General features: G+C 32.4%; 9 protein-coding genes and 1 pseudogene. All 10 read right to left on the minus strand.

What is annotated here, in order from left to right; genetic code table 11:
- Positions 1-68: 68 nt before the first annotated feature.
- Entirely contained in the window at positions 69-1,196 is a 1,128-nt protein-coding gene (gmd, locus tag WAO74_RS12105) for a GDP-mannose 4,6-dehydratase (protein ID WP_422162472.1), read from the minus strand.
- Between the two features lie 107 nt (positions 1,197-1,303).
- Positions 1,304-1,699, minus strand: a complete 396-nt coding sequence (locus WAO74_RS12110) for a four helix bundle protein (protein WP_422162474.1) — start codon at positions 1,697-1,699, stop codon at positions 1,304-1,306.
- A gap of 226 nt (positions 1,700-1,925) precedes the next feature.
- A complete protein-coding gene (locus tag WAO74_RS12115; RefSeq protein ID WP_422162476.1) occupies positions 1,926-2,873 on the minus strand; it encodes a GDP-L-fucose synthase family protein in 948 nt (315 codons plus the stop codon).
- Positions 2,874-2,881: 8 nt separating this feature from the next.
- On the minus strand, positions 2,882-4,204 hold the full coding sequence (locus WAO74_RS12120; protein ID WP_422162478.1) for a UDP-glucose dehydrogenase family protein: 1,323 nt from the start codon (positions 4,202-4,204) through the stop codon (positions 2,882-2,884).
- A 2-nt stretch (positions 4,205-4,206) separates the two neighbouring features.
- On the minus strand, positions 4,207-4,638 hold the full coding sequence (locus tag WAO74_RS12125) for an adenylyltransferase/cytidyltransferase family protein (protein WP_422162480.1): 432 nt from the start codon (positions 4,636-4,638) through the stop codon (positions 4,207-4,209).
- A gap of 4 nt (positions 4,639-4,642) precedes the next feature.
- Positions 4,643-5,065, minus strand: a complete 423-nt coding sequence (locus tag WAO74_RS12130) for an adenylyltransferase/cytidyltransferase family protein (protein ID WP_422162482.1) — start codon at positions 5,063-5,065, stop codon at positions 4,643-4,645.
- A 1,771-nt stretch (positions 5,066-6,836) separates the two neighbouring features.
- Positions 6,837-6,980 (minus strand): annotated as a pseudogene (locus WAO74_RS12135) (GDP-mannose 4,6-dehydratase); the annotation flags it as partial.
- A gap of 75 nt (positions 6,981-7,055) precedes the next feature.
- Entirely contained in the window at positions 7,056-7,988 is a 933-nt protein-coding gene (locus tag WAO74_RS12140; protein WP_422162483.1) for a Gfo/Idh/MocA family protein, read from the minus strand.
- A 1,064-nt stretch (positions 7,989-9,052) separates the two neighbouring features.
- Positions 9,053-10,336, minus strand: coding sequence for a nucleotide sugar dehydrogenase (locus WAO74_RS12145; protein ID WP_422162485.1), 1,284 nt, complete (start codon positions 10,334-10,336; stop codon positions 9,053-9,055).
- Positions 10,337-12,016: 1,680 nt separating this feature from the next.
- On the minus strand, positions 12,017-12,400 hold the full coding sequence (locus WAO74_RS12150) for an HU family DNA-binding protein (RefSeq protein WP_422162487.1): 384 nt from the start codon (positions 12,398-12,400) through the stop codon (positions 12,017-12,019).
- Positions 12,401-13,489 lie beyond the last annotated feature (1,089 nt).

The following is a 13,489-nucleotide window of genomic DNA, read 5'->3' on the forward strand; positions in this document are numbered from 1 at the left end:
ACAAATGCAATTAACCAATATTTTTTAAGCATTTCTTTTATTATTAATTTAAGATTGTAGCATAACTTTTACTCAGCCTGTTTCAAAATCTCATGACCTGCTTTTAATAAAACAACATCTTTTTTCATTAATGCCACATCACTTTTCATCATATCTTTTACTAAAGAAGCCAAATCATGTTCTGGAACCCAACCTAATTGTTCTTTTGCTTTGGTAGGGTCTCCAATTAATAAATCTACTTCTGTTGGGCGAAAATAAGAAGGATCTATAGACAACACTTCTTTGCCTATTTCTATTTGAAAATCTTTAAGATTGCATGCAGTTACGTATGCTTTTTCATCAACACCCTCTCCTTTAAATTCTAATTCAATACCCACTTCGCTAAAAGCCATACGTACAAAATCTCTTACTGTTGTAGTAACTCCAGTAGCAATTACCCAATCTTCTGGTTTTTCGGCTTGTAAAATCATCCACATCATGCGAACGTAATCTTTTGCGTGACCCCAATCTCGTTTTGCTTCTAAGTTTCCTAGAAATACTTTTTCTTGTAAACCTAAAGCGATTTTTGCTACTGCACGTGTAATTTTTCTGGTTACAAAAGTCTCACCTCTTCTTGGTGATTCGTGATTGAATAAAATACCATTACAAGCAAACATATTATACGCTTCACGATAGTTTTTAGTAATCCAAAAACCGTAAATTTTAGCAACTCCATATGGAGATCTTGGGTAAAATGGAGAGTTTTCATCATAAAAACCTCTTTCGTTTTTATTTTCTGGCAATCCTCCATATAATTCTGAAGTAGAAGCTTGATAAATTCTTGTTTTATTTTCTAATCCTAAAATTCTTACCGCTTCTAAAATTCGTAAAGTTCCTAATCCATCAACATTACCAACGTACTCTGGTGTATCAAAGGAAACCTTCACATGAGACATGGCACCCAAATTATAAATTTCATCTGGCTGACATTCTTGAATAATTCGAGTTAAATTCATAGAGTCTGTCAAATCACCATAATGTAATTTTAATCGTTGATTTGGATCATGAGGATCTTGGTATAAGTGGTCTATTCTATCTGTATTAAATAAAGATGATCTTCTTTTAATACCATGAACTTCATAGCCCTTTTCTAATAATAACTCCGCTAAGTAAGAACCATCTTGTCCTGTAATTCCTGTGATTAATGCTACTTTCATAGTTTGTTGTTCGTTTTTAAACCGTTTAAAAGTTTAATTGGTTAATTGGTTAATTGGTTATGATCTTAATAAACTTAGTAATAAACATAAACAAATAAAAAATTTACCTAATTCAATTTCTTCTTTAAGGTATTTGTATTCCTTAATTGATATTTATATAATGCATTTAGCTTACCTAAAATGGCATCTAACTTTATCCTCGTTAGCTCATACTCCTCTTTCTTTATATAGTTTAAGTCAAGCGCAGTATTCAGATGATCTATTATTTCTAAACCTGATGCATAGGAGATATTTGTGAAATGTGCTTGGTCAAAATTAGAAGACCTCCCAGAACCCTCAGCTAAATTAGCTGAAATACTTGCGGAAGCTCTATTCATCTGGCTAACTAAATCAAAACGTTCCTGCTTTGGAAATAATGAACTCATTTTCTTTATATCTATTTTAAATTTTCGTGCTAATTGATATACATCTAGTTTCTCAAATGAATATATTTTATAACTCAAATTTATTAGTATTTTATTTATTTCTATTCTATCGTTTAAATGCTTAAACAGTTTAATTGGTTATTTGTTTAAATGGTTATCAATGAACTTCTTAATTCTTATCAATCGCACACCTAAACACCTAAACCCTAACCTCTAAACCTTAAACAGTTTATATGGTTATCAATGAACTTCTTAATTGTTAACCCCCCTAAACATCTAAACCCTAAACTTATAAACACTTACACTACATTTTAACTTCCTTAATATCCTCAATATTTTCTAAAAACCAAGCGTATGTTTTCTCAATTCCTTCTTGTAATTCTGTTGTGTATTCCCAACCCATTTCTTTCATTTTGGAAACATCCATTAATTTTCTTGGTGTTCCATCTGGCTTGTTTGCATCCCAAATAATTTCTCCTTTGTGTCCAACTGCATTTTGAATGGTTTCTGCTAATTCTTTGATGGTGATATCTTTTCCTGAACCAACATTATACAAGTATTCTGGTAACCTATTTTCTAAAGCGTATACAACTGCTTCTGCCATATCATCCACAAATAAAAATTCTCTCATTGGTGTGCCACTTCCCCATAGTTTTACAGGGGCATTATTCAATTTAGCTTCGTGGAACTTGCGAATCATGGCTGGCAACACGTGCGATGTTTGTAAATCGAAATTATCAAAATAACCATATAAATTGGTCGGCATTAAACTCACATAGTCTTTATTATACTGTTTCCTAATTGCTTGACACGTTTTTACCCCTGTAATTTTTGCAATGGCATACCACTCATTTGTGGGCTCTAAACTATCTGTTAATAAATATTCTTCTTTTAAGGGTTGTGGAGCAAATTTAGGATAAATACAAGAACTTCCTAAAAAAATAAATTTTTCGATTCCTGTTTTCAAGGCTCCATCTATTAAATTATTTTGAATTTGCATATTTTCCATCAAAAATTGATAAGGAAAATCATTATTCGCTAAAATACCACCAACTCTTGCAGCTGCATCAATAATTACATCTGGATTTTCATTTTTTAAAAAACCGAATACTTCTTGTTGATTTCTTAAATCTAAGTCTTTACTTTTTTTACCAATTAAATTCGTATATCCTTTTTTTTCTAATGCTCTCCAAACAGCAGAACCTACCATTCCTCTATGACCTGCAATATATATTTTTGTTGATGTATCCATAAGTGTTTTTATTTCCCTATTTGAAAATATTCAAATCCTTTTTCTTCTAAATTAAAGGCATTGTATTGGTTTCGTCCATCGAAAACAATTGGCTGATTTAATTGAACTTTTAATTCTTCGAAATCTGGAGATCTAAACTCTTTCCATTCTGTTAATAAAATTAATGCATCTGCGTCTTTTAAAACTTCATATTTAGATTCAAAATACTCAATATTATGAATGTCTTTTAAATAAAATTCTTTTGCTTCTTCTATCGCTTTTGGATCATAAGCTTTTACCTTAGCTCCTCTTTTTACTAACTCTTTTACAACATAAATTGCTGGAGCTTCACGCATATCATCTGTACCCGGTTTAAACGCTAACCCCCACAAAGCAAACGTTTTACCTTCTAAGTTTTCTCCAAACCTTGCAATCACTTTATTAGCGATCACTAGTTTTTGTGCATCATTAACATCTTCAACAGAAGTTATTAAATTGGCTTTGTAACCATTTTCCTCAGCAATTTTCTTTAATGCCTTCACATCTTTTGGAAAACAAGAACCACCATAGCCTGCTCCTGGATAAATAAAACTATATCCAATTCTTTTGTCTGAACCTATACCTATTCTTACTTGGTTTGCATCTGCACCTACTCTTTCACAAATATTGGCTATTTCATTCATAAAAGAAATTTTAGTGGCTAACATTGCATTTGCAGCATATTTAGTCATTTCTGCAGAGCGAATATCCATCGTTATAAAACGATCATGTGTTCTAAAAAATGGAGAATATAACTGTTTCATGACATCAAAAGCGTAGTTTGAATCTGCTCCAATTACCACTCTATCTGGTTTCATAAAATCATCTATTGCGGCTCCTTCTTTTAAAAATTCAGGATTTGAAACAACGTGAAATTGAATATTTACATCTCTTTTGTCTAATTCATTTTGAATTGTTGCTTTTACTTTATCTGCAGTTCCAATTGGAACCGTAGATTTATCAACAATCACCAATTCTTTGGTCATAGATTCCCCAATTGATTTGGCAACAGCCAACACATATTGCAAATCAGCAGAACCATCATCTCCCATAGGAGTTCCAACAGCAATAAATACAATTTTTGCATTTGAAATTGCTTCTGAAAGGTTTGTGGTAAAGTCTAAAGTTTTATTTTTTACATTTTTTAAAACCATAGCCTCTAAGCCTGGTTCAAAAATTGGGATAATTCCTTTATTTAATTTTTCTATTTTTACAGGGTCTATATCAACACAAGTTACATGGTTTCCCATTTCTGCAAAACAAGTTCCAGATACTAATCCCACGTATCCTGATCCTATGACAGCGATATTCATACTTACTTATCGTTTAATTTTAAATTTTCTTTTTCTTGTACTTCTCTACGCAAGCCAGAACTAGAAAAACGATGATCTCTTTTATTGAAATGAAATTTAATTCCTATCTCTTCACAATACTGTCTACCTATAAAATTCTTATTGGCATACTCATCACCTATAATTCGCAAATCTATTTTAAAAGAACGTAGAACATCTTCTAAATCTTGTTCTGTAGCATAAGGTACAATTTCGTCTACAAACTTACAGCTATTTAATTGCACGTAACGTTCCACGACTGATTGAACTGGCCTGTTGTTTTCAGGTCTATCTATAGTAGGATCTGTTTGTAAACCGCATATTAAATAATCGCAATACAGCTTTGCTTCTTCTAACATTTTTACATGACCTTTATGAAAATGATCAAAAGAACTAAACGTAATTCCTACTTTCATAAAACTATTTTTTCAGTAACCAAGAAGATGACTGTATCTTCTCACCTAAACCATCAATAAGCTCTATACCCAATTCTTCACAAACCGGAACTTCTGGAATGGAATTGTTGTTTTGGTCTCCTCCATTGGCAAAACCAAGGTCATACTCTTTATGAAATTGTTGGTATATCTCTTTAATGGATGCGCAGACTGTTCTATCATTATCTATAGATAAAAAAGCCTTATTAACAGCTTTTATATTTTGCACAATAAATAAACGTTCGTCTTCTTTTTGAAATTCTTTAGACCCTTTTAAACCTCTCTGAACATCATTGTTAACAATTACAAAAAGTTCATCTGCTAAAGCTTTGGCATTATTGAAGTACTCTAAATGTCCTTTATGAATTGGATTAAAATAACCCGAAACAATTATTGCTTTCTTCTTCATTTTGTATTTTATTAATTTACTGCAAAGATATGCATTATTTTGAACTGCCCAAAGGATGTTTTTCCTCTTTTATGTGTCATCAATTATTTCTAATTTGATGAACAATATTAATTGGTCGCCTGTAGCCTAGTAAATCAAAACTTTAATTTCTTGAAATTTCTTACAAACCTTAAAACTAGTTTTATCGTAAAAGTTATGATTCTCGATACAATTTTCTTCCTACGATCAGAAAACCACTCGAATTGACAGCAATGATTGTTTAATGAGATCTCTCCTAAAGGTTACCTCAACAAATTCGGTGCAGGCTTAGTCAAAATTGATTGGACTTGATATAGGGTTTAGTTCTTCCCCGAGAACCCAAGAAATAAGGAGCGGTTGTATGGAAGTGCGGTGCGCAGCACTACGCATGGAATACGGCTAGCGAATGGTGCGAAGCAATTTCATAGGGTTCCTCTTGTTCTTTTGTCTCTTTTGCAACAAGGCAAAAGAGAGGTATATTTTTTAATGCTAACACTTTTTGCTTGATAAAAAAGTATTCAAAAAATCAAGACTCACTTTTATTTTGCTTAAATTCTACAAGCTATTACACTATCGTGTCCAGACCGTTGCACTCTTTGGACACTTAGCCATTACATATCTCTTGAATTTTTACACAAAATAAAATAGGTCAAAAACCTGAGTTAATTAAAAATAGTTACAAATAATGATTCAATATTACGAAATTTTACAGTTTTCCCCGAGAACACAAGTAATAATAAGCGTTCTTATGGAAGTGATGTGTGCAGCACTACGCATGGAATACAGCTAGCGAATGGTGCGCAGCAATTTCATAGGGTTTCTCTTGTTTTTTTTGCTTTCGTCCGAACTTACGTTCGAAGTGCAACAAGGCAAAAGAGAGGTCTATTTTTTTATTCTAATACTTTTTGCTTGATCAACCCTTCGTCTTTGCTCAGGATGTATTCAAAAAATCAAGACTTTCTTTTATTTTTTTACAATTCTAATTTCTATTCCACTATCGCGTCCAGACCGCAAGCTATTTGGACGCTTACCGTTACATAAAAATTGAATTCTAACAAAAAATAAAATAGGTCGATTACCTGTGTTTATTAAATATAGTTACAAATAATAAGTCCAACTTTCCTAAATCGTATAGTAATCCTATGAGAACCCAAGAAATAATAAGCGCTACCGAGAATGAAATAAAATTTCATTCGAAGGCATCTATCTGGCGAAGCCAACTGGAAGTGCGGTGCGCAGCGCTACGAATGGCATACGGTAAGTGAATGCTGCGAAGCAATTTCATAGGGTTTCTCATGTTTTTTTGTCTCTTTTGCAACAAGGCAAAAGATGAAAAATATTTTTTATCTACTACCTTTCACTTCAGTCCGAAATTAGTTTTGGAATTTATCAAGGCAAAAGATGAAACTAACTTCTTCTTTACTTTTTTCCATTGATGAATACTGAATCTAGTTCAGCACAGGCTTCGACCAAAAAAATCTAGACTTATTTTAATTTACTTGAATTCTAAAAGACATTACACTATCGCACCCAGAACGCAAGCTCTTTGGGTGCTTAGCCTTTCCATATCTTTTGAATTTCTAAGAAAATTAAAAGTATGTCAGTTTGGAATATAGATGTAGTTAAGGATTTTAGATTTAAAAATAATGGTAATGTAGTTTCTCGAAAACACAAGAAATAAGGAGCGTTCGCATGGAAGTGCGGTGCGCAGCACTACGAATGGAATACCGCAAGCGAATGGTACGAAGCTTACATCTAGCTCTTTTACATTTTCTAAGTTCCCTGCATAGGTTAAACTGTCCAAATTAAAAATCTGATATTTTGGATATTTTTTGACGAATACACGAACTACATGCTCCCCAATAAAACCAGCACCTCCTGTGATTACTATTTTCATATGTAGTATTTCTAACGCCTCAAATTTAGTATTCTATTCCAATTCTGACCAAAGCCAAAACCTACAACAAACCCCTTATAGGATGAAGGCATGCTTTTCGCCTACATTCACTTTTTCTTGATTCCGAATATCATGCACAATTTGGATGGAAGTGCTCGAATCATTCAACCCAAAACCATTTCCTTTTAAGATTTCTTGGTAACTTTTGGTATGTAAATCTGTAAATCCATCACTAAACTCCAACTCAACGTTATCAATATTTATAGACCTAAAAGTTCTTTGTCCTTTTTCTTTAATAAAATTTGGGAGCGCATTTTCATCAATGGATAAAAACCAACGAACTCTTGCCTTTTCAAATTCTAAATAGCCTGCAGCCCTGTCTTTTTCTCTTACATGAACTATATTCTCTTGTACCGCACCAAAAATCCAAGACAACATATCAAAAAAATGGATTCCAATATTTGTTGCAATTCCTCCTGATTTGCTTTCATCTCCTTTCCAAGAAATATCGTACCATTTTCCTCTTGAGGTGATGTAGGTCAAATCTACCTCATACTTTGTGTTTCTCTTTTCTGCATCCATCTTCTTTTTTAAAGCGATGATACTTGGATGCAAACGCAATTGTAAAATCGTATGAATTTTTTTCCCAGATTCTCTCTCAATATCAGCCAAAGCATCCACATTCCAGGGGTTTAAAACGAGCGGTTTTTCGCAAATGGCATCTGCACCACTTCTTAAAGCCATTCTTATATGGGCATCGTGCAAATAATTGGGTGTGCAAATACTTACATAATCGAGATGTGTTCCGTTTCTTTTTAACTTTTCTATGTGCCGATCAAAACGCTCAAACTCCACAAAAAAATTAGCGTTTGGAAAATAACTATCCATCACACCCACACTATCAAATTTATCTAACGCTGCTAAAAGAGTATTGTTTGTATCTTTTATCGCCCTTAAATGTCTTGGTGCGATATAACCTGCAGCTCCTATTAATGCGAAGTTTTTCATATTTTTTTTCGTTGTTCGTTGTTCGTTCTTCGGTGTTTCCCGAAGTAAATTCGAGACTTGCTGTTGTTCGTTTTATGGTGAACATTTTATGATAGACATTTTATGATGGACGGTAAACTATAAAAGTCAATCTTTATAGTGTCCATTTAAAAATGCAATTAATTTAAAAGAGCGAATTTACAAAAAAATGATCTTTATGAGGTGTAAGAATTTAATTATTAAAATTTGGAGTTACCATAAAAAGAACAGGTCATTTCAAAAGAGGAATAACTAAAGCAATCTTTTAATATAGAATACCCAAATTATTTTTACCGTAATCTACTGCAGGTAAGTTCTTTTTTTTATATTAATACTTTTTGCTTGATAAACCCTTCGTCTTTGCTCAGGATGTATTCAAAAAATCAAGACTTACTTTTATTTTTTTACAATTCTAATTTCTATTTCACTATCGCGTCCAGACTTATTATTTAGTTCCCCAATCAAGTTGAGGACAAGCTTTGGGCGCTTGCCGTTTCATAAAAATTGAATTCTAACAAAAAATAAAATAGGTCGGGTTTAGATGCTGATTTTTAAAGTAAATCTAGATGTCAGTTCGAGTGATTCCGATTTTTCATCGGAATTGTATCGAGAACAGTTAGAGCAAAAAGTAATCTTTTGATTTAGAATACTTAATAAATTTAGCATACCTAACAACAAGATTGCTTCGTACCTCGCAATGACGGTTACGAGGGCAGTCCGTCATTGCGAAAGAGGCAAGACTGTAGCAATCTTTGTAGTTTAGAAGACTTATAAAATGCAATGTCTTTTGAATTTAAATTGGATTCCACAATGTCAGTTCGAGTGATTTTTGATAAAAAATTGTATCTAGAACTAGTTTAGCAACTAAAAATCTTATGCTCGATACAAATCTTACTCATTCTAAAGGTTAAATTCACTTGAATTGACAAAATTTCATAAAAATGTACAACAGGTTTATAGACTTATTTTACTTTGAGGAAAATAAAGATTTTGTTTGCCTTTTTATCTTTCTCATAGTCTTATTCTACTTAATAATCAACCGCAACTTACAAAGTTTTATCTACACTATTACTAGGCAAAAAACTCTTTACATCATATACCACTGCCTCCTCTTTTTTCAAAACTTCTAGGTCCAAATTATAAAACGCATCATGTGCCACTGTTAATACAATGGCATCGAATTTTGTTATTGGCAAGACATTGGTTGCTGTTAAATTATATGCTCTAAGCACCTCTTCCTTACTGGCAAAAGGATCATAAATAGTTACACTTGTGCTGTACTCCTTCAATGCTTTTATAACATCTACCACTTTCGTATTGCGCACATCAGGGCAGTTTTCTTTAAAGGTAATTCCTAATATTAATATCTCCGCATTTTTAATTTTAATATCAGAATCAATCATTAACTTAATGACCTGCGAAGCTATATATTCACCCATACTATCATTTAAACGCCTTCCTGCTAAAATAATCCCTGGATGATACCCAAACTCTTGTGCTTTTTGTGCTAAATAATAAGGATCTACGCCAATACAATGGCCACCTACCAAACCAGGTTTAAAAGGCAGAAAGTTCCACTTTGTGCCTGCTGCTGCTAAGACATCATGTGTATTGATATTCATCAATCCAAATATTTTTGCCAATTCATTCACAAAAGCAATGTTGATATCTCTTTGTGAGTTCTCGATGACCTTTGAAGCCTCTGCTACTTTAATCGTTGGGGCTAAATGAGTGCCTGCTGTAATTACCGATTTATACAAATTGTCTACAAATTTTCCCGTGAATTCGTTAGAACCTGAAGTGACTTTTAAAATATTCTCTACCCTGTGATTTTTATCACCCGGATTGATTCTCTCAGGAGAATACCCTACAAAAAAATCTTTGTTGAATTGTAGTCCTGAAACTCGTTCTAAAATTGGAACACATTCATCTTCCGTAACTCCCGGATATACCGTAGATTCGTAGATAACAACATCTTCTTTTTTTAATACTTGCCCTATCGCCTCACTTGCTTTGATGAGCGGCGTTAAATCGGGTCTGTTATTTTTATCTATAGGCGTAGGAACGGTAATGATATAGACATTGCTATCTACTGTGTTTTTTAAATCAGAGGAACAATAAAGTCCAATTTCATCAGTATTTTCTTTTTTCAGTACTTTTTGCAAAACAGCATCTTCCACCTCTAAAGTAGTATCTTTTCCTTGGTTGATTTCAGCTATTCTCTCTGTATGTATATCAAAACCCACCACAGGATATTTGGTAGCAAAGAGGCGTGCCAATGGTAAACCTACATACCCTAATCCTAAAACAGTAATTTTTATTTGTTTCATATTCGCTTTCAATACAACTAAGATTAAGTACTAATTGCAGATGGTAAACCGCTACTAAAACCTTTCTATATTTAGTACAAAATTACAAAAAAAGGGACTTTAATCGCGAACTTTATCCTTTAACTTTTAGACCTATTACAATGCAAACTCCAAAAAGAAAGTAAAAACAAGGACAAACCTATTGTGCGTTTTGAATATATCATAGATTCCATAATGTCAGTTCGCGTAATTTTTGATAAAAAATCAGATCGAGAACTAGTTTAGATGCTAAATTTTTTACACCCAACACAAATTTCGATGATATTAACAATTAAATTTAGTTAAATTAACGGCACAACCCAGAGACTCATAACGAAGACATTTTGTACAATACAAGTGCAACGAGAAACTTTATGAATTCGTAAATTCAACGATAAGATTGCTTCGTTACTAAAACCAGTGTAGTATAAAACACTGGTATGATGCCAACTTTGGTTTTTTATTTCTTAATATAAAACTGCACATCATTGCGAAAAAAGTACGATTGAAGAAACATTTTAATAGAGCCAACTAAAAATGAGATTGCTTCTTACCTCGCAATGACTGTAAATGAGGTTGTTTATTTCTTAATCAAAGCCTACATGTCATTGCGAAAGAGGCACGATTGAAGCAATCTTTTGGTTTAGAATACCCAAATTATTTTTATAGTAATCTAGTACAGGTTGGTTCTTTATTTTAATGTTAATAATTTTTTCTTGATCAACCCTTCGTCCTTGCTCAGGATGTATTCAAAAAATCAAGACTTACTTTTATTTTTTTACAATTCTAATTTCTATTACACTATTCCGTCCAGACACCTGGCGCAGGCTGGCTCATTCGCTATAAATGTCCACAGAACATTTCCTTAACGCTCTGCCCTCTTCGAACGCTTGCCGTTTCATAAAAATTGAATTCTAACAAAAAATAAAATAGGTCGGGTTTCGATGTAAACTTAAGACTATCCATATTATAAGAAACAGTATTATGAATATAATAATATATCTTGTTGTACATTTCGAATTTAAAGTGGATTCCATAATGTCAGTTCGAGTGATTTTTGATAAAAAATCGTATCGAGAACTAGTTTAGAGGCTAAAATTCTAATGCTTAATTCCAATTTCACTCATTTCAATCGTTAAATTCAGAGGAATTCACAGAATTTTATCAAAATGTATAACAGGTTTTACTGGGAATACAATAATTTCACTTTAAAAACAAATTCTTTTAAACAGAAAAACACCTATATGGTTTCGATAAAAGGACGAAATGCTACTCCATATCTCTTAAAAAAAGTCTAAAATGAATCAATTCTAGATGTTTTTGGTTCGTTTTTTTGACAAAAAAAAGGTAGAAATACGTGTAAAAGTTCCTTAAAAAGTAGCGTATTTGACAAGAAAAAGAGCTCAAAACATTGCTTTTGTGCTATAAGAAGTCATAAAATTTAAAATAATAAGGAAGCTAAAAAAAGAAAGGAGTGCCTTTTTAAAAGTAACTGAAGTCTTGCGCAACACACTAAATACTTTTTGTAAAAAGTAACGATACTTTTGATGAAAAGTATCGTTACTTTTAAAAACTCAATAGGACGAGTTTTTAGAAAATTTGCTTAAAAAAAAAGAAAAAAATGGAGAGTCTAACCGCTGTTAAACTCTCCATTCCGATTGTTTACAATGTACTATGTGTAAACTCTACATTTTGCAACATCTTACGCAAACGCTTGTCTGGCCTAAAGTTAATATGTGATTTCTTGACCAAATTAGCGGTAACTTCTTCTGGAGTTGCTACTCCTTCCGAACGTACACCAATTTGAAAAGCTCCCAATTTGTCTAACTTTACGATTCTGCCTTGCTCTAGTTCATCGATAACATTGTGCATCAACGAGATTAACACTGCATAACAATCTGCCTCTCGAACCGTACTTTGGTGCGACACCAAATACGCCAATCTTTCTAAATCGGTTGTACCTGTTGCTATTGCTTGTGCGTAAAACTTATTATCCGCTAATCGGTCCTGCGGATTTGGACGTTCAATGGTTTTTATTTTGACCATAACATTAAAATTTAATAATTACTAAAAAATTACAACCTATATTTTAAGAGACGGTTGCAAGACACCTCTATACTCGCTTTTAAAAACTCTGTGACTAAGCACCCTAAAAATCGCGTTTTTGATTCGTAAAACACTAAGCAGCAAATACTTAATGGAGTTTGTAATCCTAAAATTAAGTCATAAGCTACCTGTTGCAGTTTGGTGGACTGCTTTATTTTTAATAAAAAAATTTTGGTAAGCTTTAAGAAGTATTGTATGTTTGAATTCTTGAAAATCAAAACAAACACTTCTTAAAGTGTTACCGTTTTAAAAAAGGTCTTAAAGCACCAACTTTAAGGCTTTTTTTTTGCGATTGAGTATTGTGCATACTTATTCGCATTGCTAATATTAGAAGTTTTCTTACAAAAAACAATACTCTCCACACCTACTAACTTCAAAGTTTTCAACAATACATGTAAAATTATTCTACCGATTTTAACTAAAAAAGATGACAATTTCAATGACATAAAAACAAGTAAATGAGACACCTAAAAAACAAAATATTTTTTCGCTTTAGCCCTTTGTTTATCTATGTTTCCCGTGAATGCTTATCTTAAGAATATTTTACATCATTAAAATGGCACTTTGATAGGCAACTGCAAAATACATCACAAAAAAATAGATACTATTGATCCCTTTTTTAATACGGATTTGAGGAAATTTGTTAATAAGTCTCTAAGTTATTTTTCACTTTTCAGCGCGTATTTTAAAAAAAAACAATGATTTTTATTCAAATTTGAGTCAAAATTTATCAAAAAAAGCCTTTTTTGATATATTTTTGATGGAATTAAATTTCATTGTTTTACCTTTTTGTTTTTTAAAAAAAGTGTATACATTTTGAATGCAGTTTTCTTTCCTACTTCAAAAAATTATTCGAACTGATAGTAATAATAGTTTAATAAGAGCTCTCCATAAGGATACTGAAACAATTTGGCACAGGCTGAGATGATATTGGGTTTGCTATAAGCTTTAGCTCTTCCCCGAGAACCCAAGAAATAATGAGCGTTACCGAGAATGAAATAAAATTTCATTCGAAGGCATCTATCTGGC

The organism is Polaribacter sp., assembly GCF_049276715.1.
GTDB lineage: Bacteria > Bacteroidota > Bacteroidia > Flavobacteriales > Flavobacteriaceae > Polaribacter.

Coding starts and splice junctions, on each gene's coding strand:
- WAO74_RS12140 (WP_422162483.1), bottom strand. CDS start 7,988: ATGAAAAACTTCGCATTAATAGGAGCTGCAGGTTATATCGCACCAAGA.
- WAO74_RS12115 (WP_422162476.1), bottom strand. CDS start 2,873: ATGGATACATCAACAAAAATATATATTGCAGGTCATAGAGGAATGGTA.
- WAO74_RS12130 (WP_422162482.1), bottom strand. CDS start 5,065: ATGAAGAAGAAAGCAATAATTGTTTCGGGTTATTTTAATCCAATTCAT.
- WAO74_RS12125 (WP_422162480.1), bottom strand. CDS start 4,638: ATGAAAGTAGGAATTACGTTTAGTTCTTTTGATCATTTTCATAAAGGT.
- WAO74_RS12120 (WP_422162478.1), bottom strand. CDS start 4,204: ATGAATATCGCTGTCATAGGATCAGGATACGTGGGATTAGTATCTGGA.
- WAO74_RS12150 (WP_422162487.1), bottom strand. CDS start 12,400: ATGGTCAAAATAAAAACCATTGAACGTCCAAATCCGCAGGACCGATTA.
- WAO74_RS12145 (WP_422162485.1), bottom strand. CDS start 10,336: ATGAAACAAATAAAAATTACTGTTTTAGGATTAGGGTATGTAGGTTTA.
- gmd (WP_422162472.1), bottom strand. CDS start 1,196: ATGAAAGTAGCATTAATCACAGGAATTACAGGACAAGATGGTTCTTAC.